This is a genomic window from Lichenibacterium minor (genome assembly GCF_004137685.1).
In the GTDB taxonomy this organism is placed as follows: domain Bacteria; phylum Pseudomonadota; class Alphaproteobacteria; order Rhizobiales; family Beijerinckiaceae; genus Lichenihabitans; species Lichenihabitans minor.
The window spans coordinates 1-19,682 of record NZ_QYBB01000047.1 but is presented as its reverse complement, the minus strand read 5'-3'; the positions used below and the strand labels follow the sequence as shown (position 1 = coordinate 19,682).

The 19,682-nt window shown below is 72.0% G+C and carries 18 protein-coding genes; 6 read left to right on the top strand and 12 right to left on the bottom strand.

Annotated elements, in window-relative coordinates:
- The first annotated feature begins 80 nt into the window (after positions 1 to 80).
- Genes D3273_RS23300 through D3273_RS23290 form a run of 3 tightly spaced genes read left to right on the top strand, consistent with a single transcriptional unit; the run spans position 81 to position 4,656 of the window.
- Positions 81 to 302: a hypothetical protein gene (locus D3273_RS23300; protein ID WP_129229297.1), complete on the top strand. Its 222-nt coding sequence runs from the start codon at positions 81 to 83 to the stop codon at positions 300 to 302.
- Positions 287 to 3,475, top strand: coding sequence for an efflux RND transporter permease subunit (locus D3273_RS23295; protein ID WP_207210880.1), 3,189 nt, complete (start codon positions 287 to 289; stop codon positions 3,473 to 3,475). Before D3273_RS23300 ends, D3273_RS23295 begins: the two co-directional genes overlap by 16 nt.
- A gap of 11 nt (positions 3,476 to 3,486) precedes the next feature.
- Positions 3,487 to 4,656, top strand: coding sequence for an efflux RND transporter periplasmic adaptor subunit (locus D3273_RS23290; protein ID WP_129229295.1), 1,170 nt, complete (start codon positions 3,487 to 3,489; stop codon positions 4,654 to 4,656).
- 3 nt (positions 4,657 to 4,659) lie between these two features.
- On the opposite strand, the gene D3273_RS23285 is transcribed toward D3273_RS23290, so the two are convergent.
- Entirely contained in the window at positions 4,660 to 4,980 is a 321-nt protein-coding gene (locus D3273_RS23285; protein WP_129229294.1) for a DUF1622 domain-containing protein, read from the bottom strand.
- Positions 4,981 to 4,990: 10 nt separating this feature from the next.
- Positions 4,991 to 5,371, bottom strand: a complete 381-nt coding sequence (locus D3273_RS23280; protein WP_129229293.1) for a DUF1622 domain-containing protein — start codon at positions 5,369 to 5,371, stop codon at positions 4,991 to 4,993.
- A 76-nt stretch (positions 5,372 to 5,447) separates the two neighbouring features.
- Here D3273_RS23280 and D3273_RS23275 point away from each other — a divergent pair, with 76 nt between their 5' ends.
- Positions 5,448 to 5,642 carry a type II toxin-antitoxin system ParD family antitoxin gene (locus D3273_RS23275; RefSeq protein WP_129229292.1) on the top strand — a complete coding sequence of 65 codons (195 nt, stop codon included), beginning with the start codon at positions 5,448 to 5,450 and terminating at the stop codon, positions 5,640 to 5,642.
- Between the two features lie 104 nt (positions 5,643 to 5,746).
- Complete coding sequence (locus D3273_RS23270; RefSeq protein ID WP_129229291.1) at positions 5,747 to 7,651, top strand: AMP-binding protein; 1,905 nt, start codon at positions 5,747 to 5,749, stop codon at positions 7,649 to 7,651.
- Positions 7,652 to 7,760: 109 nt separating this feature from the next.
- On the opposite strand, the gene D3273_RS23265 is transcribed toward D3273_RS23270, so the two are convergent.
- The 10 genes from D3273_RS23265 to ffh form a co-directional block, all read right to left on the bottom strand.
- Entirely contained in the window at positions 7,761 to 8,825 is a 1,065-nt protein-coding gene (locus tag D3273_RS23265) for a CgeB family protein (protein ID WP_129229290.1), read from the bottom strand.
- Positions 8,822 to 9,925, bottom strand: coding sequence for a CgeB family protein (locus D3273_RS23260; protein ID WP_129229289.1), 1,104 nt, complete (start codon positions 9,923 to 9,925; stop codon positions 8,822 to 8,824). The genes D3273_RS23265 and D3273_RS23260 overlap by 4 nt, the downstream gene beginning before the upstream one ends.
- Entirely contained in the window at positions 9,922 to 11,034 is a 1,113-nt protein-coding gene (locus tag D3273_RS23255) for a CgeB family protein (protein ID WP_129229288.1), read from the bottom strand. Before D3273_RS23255 ends, D3273_RS23260 begins: the two co-directional genes overlap by 4 nt.
- An 85-nt stretch (positions 11,035 to 11,119) precedes the next feature.
- A complete protein-coding gene (locus D3273_RS23250; RefSeq protein WP_129229287.1) occupies positions 11,120 to 12,190 on the bottom strand; it encodes a glycosyltransferase in 1,071 nt (356 codons plus the stop codon).
- Positions 12,191 to 12,240: 50 nt separating this feature from the next.
- Entirely contained in the window at positions 12,241 to 13,548 is a 1,308-nt protein-coding gene (locus D3273_RS23245; RefSeq protein ID WP_129229286.1) for a TIGR04295 family B12-binding domain-containing radical SAM protein, read from the bottom strand.
- A 137-nt stretch (positions 13,549 to 13,685) separates the two neighbouring features.
- Positions 13,686 to 14,759 carry an NAD-dependent epimerase/dehydratase family protein gene (locus tag D3273_RS23240; protein ID WP_129229285.1) on the bottom strand — a complete coding sequence of 358 codons (1,074 nt, stop codon included), beginning with the start codon at positions 14,757 to 14,759 and terminating at the stop codon, positions 13,686 to 13,688.
- On the bottom strand, positions 14,759 to 15,871 hold the full coding sequence (locus D3273_RS23235) for an NAD-dependent epimerase/dehydratase family protein (RefSeq protein WP_129229284.1): 1,113 nt from the start codon (positions 15,869 to 15,871) through the stop codon (positions 14,759 to 14,761). Before D3273_RS23235 ends, D3273_RS23240 begins: the two co-directional genes overlap by 1 nt.
- Positions 15,872 to 16,049: 178 nt before the next feature.
- A complete protein-coding gene (gene rpsP / locus D3273_RS23230) occupies positions 16,050 to 16,400 on the bottom strand; it encodes a 30S ribosomal protein S16 (RefSeq protein ID WP_129229283.1) in 351 nt (116 codons plus the stop codon).
- A gap of 3 nt (positions 16,401 to 16,403) precedes the next feature.
- Positions 16,404 to 16,697, bottom strand: a complete 294-nt coding sequence (locus tag D3273_RS23225) for a hypothetical protein (RefSeq protein ID WP_129229282.1) — start codon at positions 16,695 to 16,697, stop codon at positions 16,404 to 16,406.
- Positions 16,694 to 18,262 (bottom strand): signal recognition particle protein, encoded by a 1,569-nt coding sequence (ffh, locus tag D3273_RS23220; RefSeq protein ID WP_129229281.1) that lies wholly within the window; start codon positions 18,260 to 18,262, stop codon positions 16,694 to 16,696. Before ffh ends, D3273_RS23225 begins: the two co-directional genes overlap by 4 nt.
- Positions 18,263 to 18,492: 230 nt before the next feature.
- Here ffh and D3273_RS23215 point away from each other — a divergent pair, with 230 nt between their 5' ends.
- Positions 18,493 to 19,032, top strand: coding sequence for a hypothetical protein (locus tag D3273_RS23215; protein ID WP_129229280.1), 540 nt, complete (start codon positions 18,493 to 18,495; stop codon positions 19,030 to 19,032).
- Positions 19,033 to 19,682: the final 650 nt, after the last annotated feature.

The window sequence follows — 19,682 nt, the reverse complement described above, 5'->3', positions numbered from 1 at the left end:
GACCCGTCCGGCGGGCGACGGTTCCACGGCCGTCGCGCCGGGGAAGCCCGGCACCGGGCCACGCCCGGTAGGGAGGCACCATGAGCTGCGACCGCGACCTTACCCTCGACGAAGCCCTGGCGGACCCGGTGATCGGCGCCGCCCTCCGGGCCGACCGCGTCGACCCCCGCCAGTTCGAAACGCTGCTGCGCTGCACGGCCCGGCGGCTCGACAGCCGTCGCGGCCCGGCGTCGCGGCCCACCGCCGCGCTGGCGGCCCGCGGCCCGGGCCGCCCCGCCGCCGGGGGATGCCCCGCGTGGTAGAGTTCTTCACCCGGCGGCCCATCTTCGCGTCCGCGGTCGCCCTCGTGCTGGTGATGGCGGGGGCGATCTCCTACGTGCTGCTGCCCGTCGCGCAGTTCCCCGACATCACGCCGCCGCAGGTCGTGGTGAGCGCCGTCTATCCCGGCGCCAGCGCGCAGGTGGTCGCCGACACGGTCACCACGCCGCTCGAACAGCAGATCAACGGCGTGCAGGGCATGACCTACATGTCGTCGTCGAGCTCGAACGACGGCTCGTCCACCATCACGGTGACGTTCGACGTCGGCTACCCGCTCGCCATCGCGGCGGTGGACGTGCAGAACCGCGTGTCCCAGGCCTCGTCGTCGCTGCCCGCCATCGTCAACCAGGCCGGGGTGACGATCAAGAAGCAGAACCCGAACTTCGTCCTCATCGTCAACCTGACGTCGCCGGACGGCTCGGTCGATCCCGTGGCGCTGTCGAACTACGCCTACCTGCAGATCGTCGACCCGTTGAAGCGCCTGCCCGGCGTCGGCGACGTCAGCATCTTCGGCGAGCGGCGCTATTCCATGCGGGTGTGGCTCGACCCGGACCGGCTCGCCAAGCTCGGCATCACGGCCACGGACGTGCAGGCCGCCATCGCGGAACAGAACGTCCAGGTCGCGGCCGGCAAGATCGGCCAGTCGCCGGCGCCGGCCGGCACCGCCTTCGAGATGCAGGTCAGCGCGGTCGGCCGCCTGTCCACCCCCGAGCAGTTCGGCGACATCGTCGTGCGGGCCGACCCCGCCGAGGGCGCCGTCGTGCGCCTGCGCGACGTGGCCCGCATCGAACTCGGCGCCCTGCAATATGCCTCGACGGCCTATTTCGGCAAGGACCCGACGGTCGTCCTCGCCGTCTACCAGCAGCCGGGCTCGAACGCGCTGGCGCTGCAGGCCGCCGTGCACGACCAGATGGAAGCCTTGAAGGCGCGCTTCCCCAAGGGCATCGACTACGCCATGCACTACGACACGACGAAGTTCGTGTCGGCCTCGATGCACGACGTCGTGATCACGCTGGCGGAAGCGCTGATCCTCGTGGTCCTGGTCGTCTACGTGTTCCTGCAGAGCTGGCGCACCACGATCATCCCGACCATCGCCATCCCGGTGTCGCTGGTCGCCACGCTGGCCGTGATGGAGGTGTGCGGCTTCTCGCTCAACATGCTGAGCCTGCTCGGCATGGTGCTGGCCATCGGCCTCGTGGTCGACGACGCCATCGTGGTGGTGGAGAACGTCGAGCGCCAGCTGGAGATGGGCCACCCGCCCATGGAAGCCACGCGCCGCGCCATGCGCGAGGTGACGGGGCCCATCGTCGCCACCACGGCGGTGCTGATGGCGGTCTTCGTGCCCGTGGCCTTCATCCCGGGCGTCGCGGGCCGGCTCTACAACCAGTTCGCCCTCACGGTGGCGATCTCGGTCGGCATCTCGGCCTTCAACTCCCTCACCCTCAGCCCGGCGCTGTCCGCGGTCTTCCTGCGCCACCGCCATGGCCAGCCCTTCGTGCTGTTCCGCTGGTTCAACGCCGCCTTCGACGCGCTGTCGCACGGCTATGCCCGGATGGTGCGGGTGTTCATCCGGCTGCGCTGGGGGCTGCTGGCGGCCTTCGCCGTCATGCTGTTCGGCACCTACGGCCTGTGGGAGCGCATCCCCTCGACCTTCCTCCCCGTCGAGGACCAGGGATACTTCTTCGTGGTGATCCAGGGGCCGGACGGCGCCTCGCTGGAGCGCACCGACGCGGTCGCCAAGCAGGTGCGCGACGTGCTCCAGGCCGAGCCCGGCGTCGAGATCGTCGGCTCCATCTCGGGGCTGAACTTCCTGACCAGCGCGGCGCAGTCGAATTCCGCCGTGGAATTCGCCATCCTCAAGCCCTGGGACGAGCGGCCGGCCTCGCAGGAAGCGTCGAAGATCGTGGCGGCCGTTCGCCCGAAGCTGATGGGCCTCACCGGCGCCTTCGCGCTCAGCTTCGACCCGCCGTCCATCCCCGGCCTCGGCGCCACCGGCGGCTTCGAGTTCGAGGTGGAGGACCTGACGGGCCGCGGTTCGGCGGCGCTGAACGAGGCCACGCAGGCCGTGATCGCGGAAGCCCGCAAGCAGCCCGAGCTCGACGCCCGGCAGCTCTTCACGTCCTTCTCCACGGGCACGCCGGCCTTCACCTACGACCTCGACAGGAACAAGGCGAAGCTGCTGGGCCTCAGCCTGCCCGAAGTGTTCAACACGCTGCAGGTCTACCTCGGCTCGCTCTACGTGAACGACTTCAACCTGTTCGGCCGCACCTTCCGGGTGACGATCCAGGCCGACCAGGCGGCGCGCGGCGACGCGTCCGCGCTGTCGCGGCTCTACGTGCGCAACGGCACCGGCGGCATGGTGCCGCTGTCCACCCTCGGCTCCCTGAAGCCCACCGTCGGCCCCGAAACCGTGCCGCACTACGACAATTACGCCGCCGCCAAGATCAACGGCGCGGCGGCGCCGGGCTTCAGCTCCGGCCAGGCCGTGGCGGCCGTGCAGCGCGCCGCCGATGCCGCCCTGCCGCGCGACTTCGCCACCGAATGGACGGGCATCACCTTCCAGGAGCTGAAGGCCGGGTCGGCGGCGAGCCTCATCTTCGGCCTGGCGCTGGTGTTCGTGTTCCTGATCCTGGCGGCCCAGTACGAGAGCTGGACCATGCCGTTCATGGTGCTGCTGGCGGTGCCGCTCGCGCTGTTCGGCGCCCTGCTGGCCCTCTACGTCCGCGGGCTGCAGATCGACGTGTATTCGCAGATCGGCTTCGTGATGCTGATCGGGCTGGCGGCCAAGAACGCCATCCTGATCGTCGAGTTCGCGCGCCGGCTGCGCGACGAGGGGGCCGGCATCGTCGAGGCCGCCATGGAGGCGGGGCGGCTGCGGCTGCGGCCCATCCTGATGACCGCCTTCGCGTTCATCCTCGGCGTGCTGCCGCTGGTGGTCGCCACCGGGGCCGGCGCGGCGTCGCGCCAGTCGATCGGCACCACGGTGTTCGGCGGCATGCTGGCCGCCACCGTGCTGACGCTGGTGTTCGTGCCCGTGTTCTACGCCGTCATCGAGCGGGCCCGCGAGGGCCGGGGGGGCGGGCAGGGCGGCCACGGTGCGCCGGACGCGGCGCCGGTCCCGCTGGCGCCGCATCGCCGCGCCGAAGCCGCAGAGTGAGGGAGCCACCCATGCGTTTCCGTTCCATCCCGCTCGGCACGCTGGTGCTGGTCGGCGCCGCCGCCCTGGCGTACCGGGCCGATCCCACGATCCTCGACCGGCTGCCGCTGCTGCATCCCGCGGCGGCGCCCCCCGCCGCGGCCGCGGCCCCCGCCGCCTTCGTGATGCCGGTGCCGGTGGCGCGCGTCGTCAAGCGGTCGATCCCCATCGTGCTCGACTATGCGGCCCGCACCGAGGCCATCCGCGGCATCGCCCTGCAGGCCAAGGTGTCGGCCTACGTGGTCGAGCAGCGGGTGCCCGACGGCGCCGACGTGAAGGCGGGCGACCTGCTGTACCGGCTCGACCGGCGCGACTTCCAGGTCGCGCTCGACCAGTCCAACGCCGCCATCGAGCGCGACGGGGCCTCGTTCGACTACCAGAAGGCCAGCTTCGACCGCGGCGACGCGCTGTCGAAGAGCGGCTTCATCGCCAAGGACAACCTCGACCAGCGCACGAGCGGGCTGCACCAGGCCGAGGCGGCGCTGACCGCCGACCGCGCGGCCCAGCGTGCGGCCCAGCTCAACCTCGACTACACGGACATCCGCGCGCCCTTCCCCGGGCGGCTCGGCCGCAACCAGGCCGCGATCGGCACGCTGGCGGGCGCGGGCCAGACGGTGCTGAACACCCTCGTGCAGATCGACCCCGTCTACGTCACCTTCGACCCCGGCGAGACCGACCTCGTGGCGCTGCAGAAGGCGCGCCGCGCCGGCACGGTCGAGGTCGACGTGACGGTGCCGGGCCAGGACGTGCCGCCCCATCGGGGCGAACTCAGCTTCATCGACAACAGCGTGTCGCGCGCCACCGGCACCGTGACGGCGCGGGCCACCATCGCCAACGCGGACCTCAGCCTGCTGCCGGGGCAATACGTGCGCGTGAGCGTCCACCTGCGCGAACAGCCCGATGCGCTCTTGGTGCCGCAGGTGGCCGTGGGGTCGAGCCAGCTCGGCAAATACGTCTTCGTGGTGGGCGCGGGAGACCGCGTCGAGCAGCGGAGCGTGACGCTCGGGCCGTCGCAGGGCGACCTCGTCGCGGTGACGGGCGACCTCAAGCCGGACGAGCGCGTCGTCGTCGGCAACGTGCAGAAGATCGGGCCGGGCATGCCGGTGAAGCCGATGGAGGGCGGGGGCGCGCCGCCGGCGTGATCGTCAGGTTTCGCGCAGCCGCGCCTGCTCCCGGGCGAGCACGCGCTTGATCAGCGTGCGAAGGGTCAGGATGGCGGCGAACAGGCCGATGGCGGTCCAGGTCCGCAGCTCCATCGTCTTCAGCAGCGTCGCGGCGGTCTTGTAGCCCAGCGCCGACACGACGCCGTCGGCCACGGCCAGGCGTGCGCGGACGATGGCGGCGTGGGTGCCCCGGCCCGCCGCCAGGGCGGCGAGCCCGCGCAGGCAGGCCGAAGCGATGACGAGGCTGCCGCCGAACTCGATCAGGGCGGCGGCGCCGCCGATCAGCCCGGCGAGATCCGGCACGCGCCCGGCCTCACGGCGCGGGCAGGGGCGCCGGCGCGGCGCGGCGCGCCTCGGCCTTGTCGATCTCGCCCTGGAGGAAGTAGTTCAGCGCCGTGCGCAGCACCGCGATGGCGGCGAGCTGGCCGATCTCGGTCCAGGTGGGGGACACCGCGGTGCGCAGGATGTCGGCGGCGAGCTCGAACTCCAGCGCCACGGCGAGCCACCGCCCGAGCTTCAGCCGCACGTCCTCCTTGCGCCGGTCCGCGCTGTCGCCCGGCCTTCCCGTGCCGGGCACGAACAGGACCAGCGCCCGGATCGTGCCCTCGATCGACGCCAGCCCGATGATCAGCGCCGCCGCCGCTTCGGTGCCGCTCGCGAGCCAGAGCGTGATGGCCTTGAAGGTGTCTTCCATGGCGGCTCAATGTGCCGCCCGCGCGTTGGTTGCTCCGGAAGCCCCGGCCCGCGCCGGAGGGGATCGAGGACGAACCATGACGGACGACGACGACGTGCCGGCCCCGGCCGGAGGAGAAGCGGAAGCGCGGGCGAAGCTGCTGGAAGAACAGGAGGCCCGCATCGCCGCCCTGCGCACCGCGGTGCTGAGCGGGCGCGTGCCCGACGAGGCCAGCTTCGATTACGAGCGGTTCTTCGGCGGCCCCGCGAAGGGCGACGCGCCGAAAGGCTGAAGGCCCGTTCGGCCGCCGGGGCGGCGCCGATTGCCAAAGCCGGGGCGCTCGCCCAAGCTCCCCGGCGAGGCCGCGCCGGACGGCCCGCGACGGGGGAATGCGCCATGGACAGCCGCTACGCGCAGGTCTACGCCGCTTGGCGGCGCGATCCCGAAGGCTTCTGGCGCGACGCCGCCGCGGCGGTCGACTGGATCCGCCCGCCGGAGCGCATCTTCGACGCCGGGGCCGGCCCCGCCGGCCGCTGGTTTCCGGACGCGACCCTCAACATCTGCCACAACGCGCTCGACCGCCACGCCGACGGCGGCCGGGGGACCCAGGTGGCGCTGGTCCACGACAGCCCCGTCACCGGCACGGTCGCGCGCCACACCTACGCCGAGGTGCGCGACGCCGTGGCGGCGCTGGCCGCCGCCCTCGCGCGCGAGGGCGTGGGCCGCGGCGACCGGGTGGTCATCACCATGCCGATGATCCCGCAGGCGGTCTTCGCCATGCTGGCCTGCGCGCGGCTCGGCGCCGTGCATTCCGTGGTGTTCGGCGGCTTCGCGGCGGCGGAACTCGCCAAGCGCATCGACGACGCGCGGCCCGTGCTCGTGCTCACCGCCTCCTGCGGGATGGAGGCCAACCGCATCGTCGCCTACAAGCCCCTGCTCGACGAGGCCCTGCGCCTCGCGGCCCACCGCCCCGGGCGCTGCCTCGTGTGGCAGCGCCCGCAGTTGCCCGCGACCCTCGTCGAGGGCCGCGACCGCGATTGGGCCGAGGCGGTCGCGGCGGTCGGCGGCGAGCGCGCGCCCTGCGCCGAGATGAAGGCGACCGATCCGCTCTACATCCTCTACACGTCCGGCACCACGGGCCTGCCGAAGGGCGTCGTGCGCGACACGGGCGGCTACGCCGTGGCGCTCGCGTGGTCGATGCCGAACCTGTACGGCGTCCGGCCCGGGGACTGCTTCTGGACCGCGTCCGACATCGGCTGGGTGGTGGGGCACAGCTACATCGTCTACGGGCCGCTGATCCACGGCGCCACCACGGTGCTCTACGAGGGCAAGCCGGTGGGCACGCCCGACGCGGGCGCCTTCTGGCGCGTCTGCGCCGACCACGCCGTGACGGCCTTCTTCACCGCGCCGACCGCCCTGCGCGCCATCCGCAAGGAGGACCCCGACGGCGCGCTGCGGAGCGGCCACGACCTGTCGAAGCTGCGCACCCTGTTCCTCGCCGGCGAGCGGGCCGATCCCACCACGGTCGAATGGGCGCAAACGCAGTTCGGGCTGCCGGTGGTGGACCATTGGTGGCAGATCGAGACCGGCTGGTGCATCGCCGGCAACCCGGTCGGCCTGGGCCGGCTGCCGGTGAAGCGCGGTTCGCCCACCGTGCCGATGCCGGGCTTCGCCCTGAAGGCGCTCGACGAGGCCGGTGCGGAGGTGCCGCCCGGCACCATGGGGTCGCTGGTGGCGGAACTGCCGCTGCCGCCCGGCACCCTGGTGACGCTGTGGGGCCAGGACGAGCGCATGCGCGCCTCCTACCTGTCGACCTTCCCGGGCCATTACGAGACGGGCGACGCCGGGATGGTGGACGCCGACGGCTACGTTTGGGTGATGGGCCGCACCGACGACATCATCAACGTGGCCGGCCACCGCCTGTCGACCGGCGGCATCGAGGAGGTGCTGGCGACCCATCCCGACGTCGCGGAATGCGCCGTCATCGGCGCGACCGACGCCGTGAAGGGCGAGGCGCCGCTCGGCTTCCTGGTGCTGAAGGCGGGCGCGGCGCGGGGCGCCGCCGAAGTCGAGCGCGAAGCCGTGGCGCTGGTGCGCGACCGCATCGGCCCGGTGGCGGCCTTCAAGCTGGCGGTGGCGGTCGGGCGGCTGCCCAAGACGCGCTCTGGCAAGATCCTGCGCGGCACGATGAAGACGATCGCCGACGGCGGCGCCTGGACGGTTCCCGCCACCGTCGAGGATCCGGCGGTGCTCGACGAGATCGCGGCGGCCTTGAAGGCGCGCGGGCTGCCGGAGGGCTGAAGCGCCGTCGCCCTCGGGGCCGAACTGGCCCGCGTGGCGGGACGAGGGCGATCGCGCGCCCTCCCGTCCGGCATTCCGGGCTCTCGCTCCGGGATCACGGCGGAGGGGCTCAGCCTTCTGCGAGGCCCTCGATGTACCCTTCGAGCTCCGCCGCGCGGTGCGCCGCCGTGTGCGCCGCGAGGACGCGCGCCCGACCCGCGACGCCGAGCGCCCTGCGTTCCGGCTCGGACAGGGTCGTCAGCGCGTCGAGCACGGCGTCGCCGTCGCGCGCGACCAGGATGTCGCGGCCCTCGGCGAAGATGGCGTCGAGGCCGTCCCAAGGGTCGGAGATGATGGGCGTGCCGCAGGCCGCGGCCTCGAACAGCCGGACGCTGGGGCTCCAGCCCGCCCGGACCATGTCGGCGCGGGTGACGTTGAGGGTGAAGCGGCTGACCCCGTAGAACTCGGCATGGTCGGCCGGCCCGACATGCTCGAAGCGCGTCACGTTGGCGGGCCAGACGATCGTGTCGGGATATTGCGGCCCCGCCACGCAGAAGCGCAGGTGCGGTGCGCGCCTGGCCGGCCCCAGCAGCAGGCGCTCGAGGGCGGGCTGGCGGTCGTCCGAATAGGTGCCGAGATAGCTGAGGTCGAAGCGGGCCTCGCCGTCCCAGGGGCGGTAGCGGTCCGGGTCGACGCAGCAGTGGAGCGCGCGGGGGCCCGGCGAACCGAACTCCCGCGCGAGCCGCTCCAGCATCGGCCCGCCCGTGAAGGACAGGTACAGGTCGTAGCCGGGGACCAGCTCCGGCGTCAGGTAGTCGCAGGCGCGGCGCTCCAGCGCCGCCACCGTCACGGGCGTGTCGATGTCGTAGAAGGCGGTGACGCCGCGCGCGCGCTCCTGCACCCAGGCCCCCACGGAGCGGCCGTCCGGCACGTAGGACCCGACGATCACGGCGTCGGCGCCCTCGACCTCGGAGCGGAAGGCGTCGAGGCCGCCGAGGTCGTCGTAGAAGGCGAGGCGGCAGAAGTCCGGCTCGGCGAGGTCGCGGTGGGCGCCGCGGTACCAGGGCACGTCGCGCTCGAGAAACAGCACGTCGTGGCCCCGGGCCGCGAAGGCGCGCAGCAGCGAACGGTAGGTCGTGGCGTGTCCGTTGCCCCAGGACGACGACAGCGACAGGCCCAGGACGACGAGCCTCATCGCGCCGTCCCGAGGGCGGCGGCGTTCCGCTCGGCGCGCCGCGCCTTCAGGATGGCGTCCACCTCGGCGCCGCGGCGCGCGTAGGTGTGGTCGCGCAGGATGCGGGCGCGGGCGGCGTCGCCGATGGCGCGGGCGCGCTCCGGCGTCAGCGCGGCGACATGGGCCGCCACTTCGGCGCCGTCGTGCGCCACCAGCACTTCCGTGCCCGCGTCGAGGAACAGCTCCAGCCCCACCCAGGCGTCGGTGATCAGGCAGGCGCCGGCGCCCGCCGCCTCGAAGACGCGGGTGGCGGGCGAATAGCCGACCTCGGCCATCGAATCCCGCGCCACGTTCAGCACCGCCAGCGGCGACGTATTGAAGGCGTTGTGGTCACGCGTGCCGACGTGGCCGATGCGGCGCACGTTGTCCGGCATGGGCTTGCCGTCCCAGCCGTTGCCGCCGAGCAGGAAGGCGCGCCCCGGCAGCCGCGCCGCGGCGTCGAGGAAGAAGCGTTCGACGCGCGCTTCGCGGTCCGGCAGCCGGTTGGCGAGGAACGACAGGTCGGCGCCGAAGCGCGCCTCGGGCGGCACAGGATGGTGCGTGGCGGGGTCGAGCGCGTTGTAGATCGGCACGCAGCGGCGCGCCCCGAAACCCTCGTAGGCGTCCACCACGGGCGGGCCGCCGCCGTAGGTGAACACGGCGTCGAGGCCGGGCAGGGTGCGGCGCAGCGGCTCCTCGGAGCCCGCGCGCAGGGCCGCGAGCGTGGCGGGGGCGTCGACGTCCCAGAAGATCCGGATGGCGTCGGGCCGGGCGCGCGCCATCACGCCCTCGACCAGCGCGTCGTCGAACACGCCGACGCCGCTCGCCTTGACCACCACGTCGGCGTCCGCGGCGGCGGCGAGCACGCGGGCCAGCCCTTCCTCGGTGGCGGGGTAGACCACCACCTCGGCCCAGTCGGGCGGGTCGATGTCGCGATGGAGCTGCCGGTCGAAGGCGTCGGGCTCGTAGAAGGTCGTGCGGTAGCCCCGCGCGTGCAGGTCGCGCAGCATGCCGCGGTAATAGGTGGCGGCGCCGTTCCAGTAGGACGACAGGAGCGAGGAGCCGTAGAACGCGATTCTCATGCGGGGACCGGGAAAGCGGGGGAGGCCTGGAGGCTCGTCAGGATGCCCAGGAGTTCGTCGACGCGGTGGGCGCAGGTGTGGCGGGCGCGAACGGTCGCTAGGCCGCGGGCGGCCAGGCCGGAGCGCAGGTCGGCGTCGTCGCGCAGGGCGGCGAGCATGGCCTCCATCTCGGCGCCGGAGCGCGCCATGAGGAAGTCGTCGCCGACGGTGAACAGCCCTTCGCTGTCGTCCCACGGGGCGGACACGAGCGGGATGCCGCAGGCCAGCGCTTCGAACACCCGGATGGTCGGGATGCCGGGCAGGAGCTCGACATAGAAGCGCCGGGGGACGTGGACGGTCGCGAGGTGCCGGGCGAACACCCCCGGCGCGGACGCGTTGGGCAGCCAGCCGCGGTAATGCGCGTCGTAGCGGCGCAGCGTGTCGCGGGCCTCGTCGGGGTAGCGCACGCCGTAGATGTCGAGCGGGAGGCCGAGGCGCCGCGCCGGGCCGAACAGGAAGTGTTCGAGCTCGGCCGAGCGCTCGCCGTCGCCCCAGTTGCCGATCCACACGAGGCCGTCGCGCGCGTCCTCGACGGCGGGCGGGCGGAACACGCGGGTGTCGGCGGCCTCGTGCCACACGAAGACGCGATCCCCCCAGCCCCAGCGGCGGTACACGGCGGCCAGCGTTTCGCCGAAGGCCAGCACGCCGTCGTAGCCGTCGAGGTCGAAGGCCCGGATGGCGTCCGGGTCCGACACGGCGCGGTGATGCGTGTCGTGGAACAGCAGCGTGAAGCGGGCGCCGCGCTTGCGGGCCCGGCCGAGGGCCGCCACGAGCGCCGGCTCGTTCCATTCGTGGACCACGACGAGGTCGGCGTCCGCGCAGGCTTCGGCCGGGTCGAAGCCGGCCGCGAAGGAATGCGAGTGGAGGTCCGGATAGTTCTGCCGGAAGGCGTCGAGGCCCGCTTCGCCGGCGTCGGCGAGCAGGTTGTCGAGGCTCCACGCGCCTTCGGGCTCGTAGGTCGACACGTCGTGGCCGCGGCGGATCAGCTCGCTCAGCACGCCGCGCAGGAAATGCGCGTTGCCGTGGTTCCAGCAGGACAGAAGCGAGTGGGTGAAATAGCTGATCTTCATCGGGCCGGGTGCGGTCCTGGACTCGTCGGAAGGGAAGCGCGGCTGTGTTCACCCCGGCTCGGGACGAGGGAGGGGGTGGGTGGGATCATCGGGCGCCGAAGCCCGCCACCGCGGCCGCATGGGCCTTGAGCGTCGCGTCCGCCATGGCGCCGACCGTGTAGCGCGCCGCGCGCCCGCCCGACAGGGTCGCGCGCTCGGCCCGGTCGGCGCGGTCGCCGAGCAGGCGCAGCACCGCCGCCGCCAGCGCCCGGTCGTCGTGCGGGGGCACGAACAGCGCGGCGTCGCCCCACGATTCACGGAAGGTCGGGATGTCGGACAGCACCAGCGCGCAGCCCGCCTGCGCGGCTTCCAGCACCGACAGCCCGAACGGCTCGTAGAGCGCGCTCGACACGAAGATCGGCCGCGTGGCGAGCTTGGCCCGCATCGCCGCGGCGCCGAGCGTGCCCAGCGCCACCGTGTGGTGGAGCGCGATGCGGGCGCCGTTGGGCCCGACGAGCGGACCCGCGGCCTCGACCGCCACGGGCAGGCGCGCCGCGGCGCGGTCCAGCACCGCCAAGTTCTTGCCCTCGTCCCACAGCCGGCCCGCCGTCAGCACGGAGGGGGCCGGCGGCGCGTCGGCCGAAGCGGGGGGGACGTCGCGGCCGTTGGGCACGGCGAGCGGCGCGGCGCCGAAGCCGTAGACGCGCCGCGTCGCCTCGGCGAAGGCGGCGCTCGGGGCCGCGACGGCGTCGGCGGCCGCGAGCCCGGCCTCGTGCAGGGCGGCCCGCCAGCGGAAGTCGTCGGGCAGGGCGCCGCCCCGCACGGCGTCCCACCACGTCGCCACGCAGGAATGGGCGAACGCCAGGGTCGGGACGGGGAAGGGCGCCGCGGCGGCGAGGGCCGGGTGGTTCAGGTGGAGGATGTCGGCGCCGACGCGCCCGGCGAGCTTCGCCAACGCCCGGCCGCCGGCCCGCACCGCCGCGGCGTCGGCGGCGAGCCAATCGGGCGGATGGCCGAGGTCGCTCAGGGCGAGGCCGCGGGCCGCGGCGTCGGCGCGCTGCGCGTCGGAGGGGGCGGGGCCGAGCACCGCCAGGGTGACGAGGTCGCCGTGACGCGCCAGGGCCGCCCCGAGGTCGAGCGCGTAGGTCCAGACGCCGCCGACCGCGTCGGCCGTCATCAGGACCTTCCGGGGGGCGGGCGGGCTTTCGCCCGCCCTGGCGCGCCCGCTCACCGGCAGCAGGCCGCTTCGAGGTCGCGCAGGGGCAGGGGCTGCTGGTCCTGGATCTCGCTCATGCGGTCGAACTGGGCGAGGTAATGGGCGTGGGCGCGCTCCCAGGCGTCGCCGTCGGGCAGGCCGAACAGCCGGCGGTAGTCGGGCGACGACGGATACGGGTAGAGCGGCACGGGGTCGTTGGCCCAGACACCGCGCGCCCGCAGGCCGTCGCGCCATTCCGCCACCAGCGCCGGGTCGTCGCCCGCCACTTCGAGCAGGTTCGCCTGCACGAAGGGCACGGTGCGCCGCGCGTGGACGAGGCGCTCGGCCAGGTCCTCGGTGGTCATCCGGCAGCTCTTGTCGAGCGCGGCGCGGCCTTCGACGGTCAGGCTTTCGACGCCGGCCTCGATGGACACGCAGCCCGCCTGGCCCAGCAGGTCGAGCATGTCGGGCTTCCACAGGTCGATGCGGGTCTGCACGCCGAACTGGATCCGTCGCGACACCAAGGCTTCTAGCAGCGGCTTCTGCGGGAGGAAGATCTCGTCGATGAAATAGACGTAGCCGACGCCCTGGGCCACCAGGCCGTCGATCTCGGCCAGCACCGGTTCGAGGTCGCGCTTCCGGTATTTGTCGCGGAAGTCGATCTTGGCGCAGAACGAGCAGTGGTAGGGGCAGCCGCGCGACGCTTCCACCTCGGCGCCGGGGCCGAAGCCTTCGCTGCCGTAGCGGTGGTGGTGATGGTCGTGCCGGTCGATCCACGCCTGGTCCCAGCGCAGCGGCGCCGCGTCGGTGAAGCGGCAGGCCGCGGGCGCGCCGGTGACGCGGACGGCGGCGCCGTCGTGGAACGCGATCGAGGGGACGCGGGCGAGGTCGGGGCTGGCGGCGCCCGCGAAGGCCTCGGCCAGGGCGGCCACGACCTCCTCGGCCTCGCCCCGCACCACGACGTCGCAGCCGAGCTTGCGCAGGGCGGTTTCGGGCGTCGCCGAGCCGTGCGGGCCGATGGCGACGGTGCGGCCGCCCCGCGACCCCAGCGCCGCCAGGAAGGCGCGCGGGCTCCGGAGTTCGGGCGGGGCGCAGCGCCAGAACAGGTAGGACGGCGCGGTGGTGACCACCGTCAGGGCGGGCGCGAAACCCGCGACCGCGTCGGCCAGGACCTCGGTCGACTGCGCCATGAGGTGGCCGTCGAGCATCAGCACCTCATGGCCGGCGCGCTCCAGCATCGAGCGGCAATAGCCGAGCTCCAGCGGCAGGTGCGGGTGGCGGCAGCCGAAGTAGATGGACTGAGAAAAGTCCCAGGCCGGGTTGACGAGGGCGATCCTCACGGGCGGGCTCCCTGGCGCGGCACCGGGCCTCGGTCCCCTCCACCGCCCTTCCCCGAAGGGGGAGGACACGCGGCGGACCGGATGGCGGAGGGGGCCGGAGAGCGCGGCCGGGCGTGAGCTGACGTCATCCCGGGATCCTAGCCCGCCGCCGGGGCGCTGTCTGCCTCGGGGAGCGCGACGCCGTGTTCCCCGGCCAGCCAGTCCACCAGCCGCGCCACGCCGGCGCGCCACGGGCGCCAGGGCCCGATGTCGAGCGCCGCCGCGACGGCCCGCGCGTCGGACACGTAGTAGCGCTGGTCGCCGGGCCGCCAGTCGTGCATGGCGGCCCGGACGGGGCGGCCCGTGAGGTCCTCGAGGTGGCGCAGCAGTTGGCGCAGGCTGACCGCGTTGGCGGGGCCGCCGCCGAGGTTGAAGGCCCGGCCCGCCACGCGGTCGATGTTGCGCCAGCAGCCCAGGTAGGCGTCGACCGCGTCGTCGACGTCGAGGATGTCGCGCACCTGGCAGCCGTCGCCGAAAAGGCTGATGCCGTCGCCCTTCAGCGCCGAGATGGCGAAATGCGCCACCCAGCCCTGGTCCTCCGTGCCCATCTGGCGCGGCCCGTAGATGCAGCTCATGCGCAGCACCGCGGTCGGCACGCCGAAGCTCCGCGCGAAGTCGAGCACGTACTGGTCGGCGGCGCCCTTGGAGCAGCCGTAGGGCGTGTGGAAGTCGAGCGGCCGCCCTTCGCCGACGCCCGCCGCCCGCAGGGCCTCGTCCACCGGCACGTAGCTGTCGTTGGTGAGCTTGAGCTCCACGTCGCCGAGGTCGCCGTAGACCTTGTTGGTCGACGCGAAGACGAGCGGCACCGCGCCGCCGCGGCGGCGCAGCGCGTCGAGCAGGGTCACGGTGGCCCGCACGTTGATCTCGAAGTCGTCGAGCGGCTCGACCATGGAGGTCGTCACCGCCACCTGCGCGGCGAGGTGGAACACGGCGTCGGCCTCCGACGCCGCCCGCGCCAGGGCTTCGCCGTCGCGCACGTCCGCCACCACCGCGGTCACGCGGTCGCCGTGGCGCGCCTTCAGCCAGTCGAGGTTGCGGGCCACGCCGGGGCGCGACAGCGCGTCGTAGACGGTGACGCGGTGCCCGAGGCCGAGCAGCCGGTCCGACAGGTTCGAGCCGATGAAGCCGGCGCCGCCGGTGACGAGGACGCTGGACGGAGCCTCCCCGCCCATCAGGCCACCAGGCCCCGGGCTTCGAGCTCGCGGCGCGCTTCGGCGACGCGGTCCACGGCCTGCTGCCGGGCCACCCAGTCGGCGAGCTCGGCCAGCCCGTCGCGGAAGTCGGCCAGCGGCTCGTAGCCGAGCTGCTCGCAGATGTGGTCGATGTCCGGGATGCAGTGGCGGATGTCGCCGGCCCGCGCTTTCCCGGCGATCTCGGGCTTGAGGTCCGGGCGGCCCATGGAGTCGGCCAGCAGCGTCGCCACGTCCTCGACGGTGCGGTCCTCGCCCGAGCCGACGTTGAAGACGCCGCCCGCCGCGTTCGGGTGGTCGAGCGCCAGGATGAAGGCGCGCGCCACGTCGGACACGTGGACGAAGTCGCGGCGCTGCTGCCCGTCCTCGAAGATGACGGGCGGCACGCCGTTGTGGAGCCGCGACGCGAAGATCGCCAGCACGCCCGTGTAGGGGTTCGACAGCGCCTGGCCGGGGCCGTAGGCGTTCCACAGCCGCAGCGCCACGCCTTCCATGCCGTAGGCGGGCGCGAGGGTGAGCGTCAGCCGCTCCTGCGTGTATTTCGTGATGGCGTAGACGGAGGCCAGCGTCGGGCGCTTCGATTCCGGGGTCGGCACGGGCTCCATCGGGCGCCCTTCCGCGTCGAGCGGGTCCCAGGAGCCGTCCGGGTTGCGGGGGCCGCGCAGCACCTGCTCGTGCAGCGCCCCGTCGGCGTCGCGGTACAGGCCCTCGCCGTAGATGCTCATGGAGGAGGCCACGACGACGCGGCGCACCGGGCGGTCGATGAGCTTCTGGAACAGGGTGGCGGTGCCGAGGTCGTTGACCGACACGTAGCGGTCGATCGCGTACATGCTCTGGCCGACGCCGACCTCCGCGGCGAGGTGGACCACCTTGTCGACGCCGTCGAGCGCGCGGGCGACCGCGTCGCCGTCGCGCACGTCGCCCTCGTGGACCTCGACGTGGGGGCCGAGTTCCGCCACGGCCGAGCGGTCGCCGTGGACCTGGTCGATGAAGGAATCCAGCACCCGGACCTCGTCGCCCTTCTCGAGGAGGGCGCGCGACAGGTGGCGGCCGATGAAGCCGGCGCCGCCGGTGATGAGGACCTTCTCGGCCATGGGGTGCTGTAGCTCCGACTCGAACGCTGCGGAGGTTCTTCTAACCTTCTCCCGCGTGCGGGAGAAGGTGTCCGACAGGGCGGACGAAGGGAAACGCGACGCCCGGCGCCGTCCCCCCGCCCGACCCCGCTTCGCGCGGCCACCTTCCCCCGCACGCGGGAGAAGGATCATCGCCGGATCACGCCGCTTCGGCGGGGGCCTTGGCGGCTTCGGCGGCGGCGCGCTCCTGGGCCTTCTTCTTCGGCTTGGCCTTCTCGGGGTTGTTGTAGACGGGCTTCTCGACGGCGCCGACGGAGGCGAGGAGCTTCATCACGCGGTCGGTGGGCTGGGCGCCCTTGGTCATCCAGTCCTTGGCCTTCTCGACGTCGATGGTGAGGCGGTTCGCGTCCTCGGAGGGCTTCAGCGGATCGAAGGTGCCGATCTTCTCGACGAAGCGGCCGTCGCGGGGGGCGCGGGCGTCGGCGACGACGATGCGGTAGAACGGACGCTTCTTGGCGCCCCAGCGGGCGAGGCGGATCTTCAGGGCCATGGTTCAGTTCCTTTCGGAGGGGGGTGGGGTAGGCTCTTCATCGCTGTTGCGTTGAATCAGTCGGTCGATGTCGCCCGCGGGGTCGTCGGACAACCCCTGCGACACGTAGACCTCGACGTCGACGGTGCCGTCTTCCAGCACGTCGATCTCCCAATATTCGCCCGGCTCGTTGACCACGAGCGACATGGCGTCGTCGCGGTAGGCCGCCGGGGCGAAGGTGAGGTCGGCGGCGCTCAAGCGCTCGCGGAGCGCGTTGAATACCGTGAACATCTTGGAGGTGGGGCCGTTGTCGGTCACTTCTTCTTGCCCCCGAAGGGGTTGAAGCCGCCGCCCAGGCCCGGCAGGCGCGGGCCGCCGAGGCCGGGCAGGCCGGGGGGGAGCTTGGCGCCGAGCGACGAGCCGAAGCCCGGCGGCATCTGAGGCATGCCGCCGGGGCCCCCGGCCTTGCCGCCCATCTGCTTCGCCAGGGCTTCGAGCTCGGCCGGGCTCGGCTCGGGCATGCCGCCGCCCATTCCGCCGCCCATGCCGAACATCTGCGCCATCTTGCCGAGGCCGCCCTTCTTGGCGCCGCCCATCATCTTCATCATGTCGGCCATCTGCCGATGCTGCTTCAGCAGCTTGTTGACGTCCTCGACCTTCATGCCGCAGCCGGCCGCGATGCGCTTCTTGCGCGACGCCTTGAGGATGTCGGGGTTGCGCCGCTCCTTGACGGTCATCGACGAGATGATGGCGCGCTGGCGCAGGATGACGCGCTCGTCGATGTTGGCGTCGGCCATCTGCTGCTTCAGCTTCCCGATGCCCGGCATCATCCCCATGATGCCGCCGATGCCGCCGAGCTTCTCCACCTGGGCGAGCTGCATCGACAGGTCCTCGAGGTCGAAGCGCCCCTTGCGCATCTTTTCGGCCATCTTCATGGCCTGCTCGGCGTCGATCGATTCCGCCGCCTTCTCGACGAGGGACACGATGTCGCCCATGCCGAGGATGCGGTCGGCGATGCGGGACGGGTGGAAGTCCTCCAGCGCGTCCATCTTCTCGCCGGTGCCGAGCAGCTTGATCGGCTTGCCCGTGACGGCGCGCATCGACAGGGCCGCGCCGCCGCGGCCGTCGCCGTCGATGCGGGTCAGCACGATGCCGGTGACGCCCACGCGCTCGTCGAAGCTCTTCGCCAGGTTGACGGCGTCCTGGCCCGTCAGGCTGTCGGCGACGAGCAGCACCTCGTGGGGCCTCGCGTGGGCCTTGATTTCCTCCATCTCGGCCATCAGCGGCTCGTCGATGTGGGTGCGGCCGGCCGTGTCGAACATCACGACGTCGTAGCCGCCGAGCCGGGCCGCCTGTTCGGCGCGGCGCGCGATCTCGACCGGCGTCTGGCCGGCGACGATGGGCAGCGTGTCGACGCCGACCTGCCGGCCCAGCACGGCGAGCTGCTCCTGGGCGGCGGGGCGCTTCACGTCGAGCGACGCCATCAGCACGCGGCGGCCCTGCCGGTCGACCAGCCGCTTGGCGATCTTGGCCGTGGTGGTGGTCTTGCCGGCGCCCTGCAGGCCGACCATCATGATCGCCACGGGCGCGGGGGCGTCGAGGTCGATCGGCTGGGCGTCCGAGCCCAGCGTCTCGATCATCACGTCCGAGACGATCTTGACCACCATCTGGCCGGGCGACACCGACTTGACCACGGCGGCGCCGACGGCGCGCTCCTTCACCTTGTCGATGAAGCTCCGCACCACGTCGAGCGCCACGTCGGCCTCGATGAGCGCGCGGCGCACCTCGCGCATGGCGGCCGCCACGTCGGCTTCCGTCAGCGAGCCCCGGCGGGTGAGCCCGTCGAAGACGCCGGACAGCTTCTCGGTCAGTCCTTCGAACAAAGATGCCTCCGACCGATCTGCGGCGTGCCGCGGTGAAGCCAATACGGAGCGCGCCCGAGGGCGCACAAGCGCTGTCGGACGTTCGCCTCCGCGCTCGGGGCGCAGTCGGCGTTGGCGGGCCTCGGGGAGGCCGTGGCGCGTTCCTAGGGCAGGGGAACGGGGCGTGTCAACGGCGGAGTGTGGTATGGATCCTCGTGTCCTGAGGCCGGCGGGCGCGGAGGAGCGACATCGTGATCGTCTTAGACAAAGACAGGGGCAAGCCGATCCATGTCCGGCAATCCCTCTTTCTTCCTCTGATCGTCACGAGTACCGCCGGCGTGATCGCCACAATCATCGCCCTAGAGTCTGCGAAAAGTATCGGCAATAAAAGTGCCGGGGATATCTGGTCTATCAAGAGCGCAATTGCAATGTCGATCCCTGTCGTTATTCCGATGGGCTTCCTGTTTCTCCTTCTGGTGCTTCTGGTCAGCCATCGATGTTTCTGGTCTGCCGATGTCGATGGATCGGTGATAAGTTATCGATCCGTATTTCACGATACGGAAGTAAGTGTTGCTGATATCGTCCGTGTCTCAAATGGGCGCGGCCGCCTGACGTGGAGCGTGTTGCATGTAAAAGATGGTACATCTATCCTGATGTTTGATGTTGCGGTGGGTTGTTTCGGTGATATGGCTCGTTTTGAAGACGACATATTATTAAAAATTCCACAGCTAGAGATGAAGCGGCGCCTGTTCGATAAGATCATCAGGAAGGGCTATACGGAATATCTGTGACTATGACATTCTCTTGTCGATGTGTTGGGCCTAGCGACCCCGATCACCGAGGAACGGCCTCATTCAGAACCTGAGCGGCATATGCTTCGGCGTAGGCGCTGCTTCGCAGTGGGGCGACGCCGGCGAATTCATCGAAGGCGTCGTTGCGCGCTTCGAACCGCTGTCCAGTATCGTATCCCCCGCTTCGGAAGCGATCCGGATCAATCTTATCGTATAACTTGGCGTCGAAACGTCCGACGACACCACCGACGATTCCGACCCGCTTCCTGCCGCAAAGGCAAGGGCGGCGGCTGCTTCGTTCTGGTTGGTGCGTCCTATGACTCCCTGGCGAAACGATCGAACCGTTCGCCTGGGTTGCACTCTCGGCGAACTGACTCGTCTCGACTGAGACCGCCGCGTGCGTCACGCCCGCGCGACGTGCGCGGTGATGACGCTCACGGGCTGTGTCGTCATGACTGTGAAGTTGTAGGAGCCGTGGTGTGCGTGCCGAAATGCTCCCGTGCCTCGCCGATCATGCGATTGGTTCTGGCTCGCTCGTGTTGTTCACCTCCCCCATCAGCGCGAACAGGCCAACCTGACCATCCATCAGTTTCTATGTTGCCCAGAGGGGTGGCAGCGGCTGGACGGCCTGCATGAGCTTGGCGATGCGC